The sequence below is a fragment of the Ureaplasma zalophigenitalium genome (assembly GCF_025780055.1).
Classification (GTDB): Bacteria; Bacillota_I; Bacilli_A; order Mycoplasmatales; family Mycoplasmoidaceae; genus Ureaplasma; species Ureaplasma zalophigenitalium.
Window position 1 is genome coordinate 1 of sequence record NZ_JAOXHJ010000029.1, and the last position, 475, is coordinate 475.

1 protein-coding gene is annotated in these 475 nt (G+C 27.2%); it reads right to left on the bottom strand.

Features of this window, described 5'->3' with window-relative positions; all coding sequences use genetic code 4:
- A partial coding sequence (locus tag OF365_RS03215) for a lectin like domain-containing protein (protein ID WP_263818171.1) occupies positions 1-458 on the bottom strand: 458 nt, incomplete at its 3' end.
- Positions 459-475: the final 17 nt, after the last annotated feature.

Below are 475 nucleotides of genomic sequence, written 5' to 3' on the forward strand. Positions count from 1 at the left end.
GAAAACTCTTCATCTGAAAATTTTATTTTTGCATCATTTTTATCATTTTTTACAGATGCAACAATCGAAAACCTTTGATGAGGAGCTAATTTAATTTCTTTATCTAGCTCTATTGTTCTTAACCCACCATCGTCGAAATGCATTGTTTTTGTTGCTTTAAGACTTGGAGAATGATTGACATAATTGAATGGATTTATGTAATCACCATCATCTTCCACATAAACTTTCACAGTAACATCAACATTTTTACCATCAAAGCCAACATTAACTGCTTTTAAAAATTCATCATTTTTATCATTACTTCTTTTAGTGGTAAATGAAACAGCTGCGGTTGTTTCATTGACATTGTAAATATCCTTTAAAAAACCATCATAATAGTAATTGTTATCATATTTATTTTTGTTAACATAATTAAAAGTGAAGGTTTCTGATATATTTGTTTCATAAGAAATATACATATATCCTTTTTCAAGAA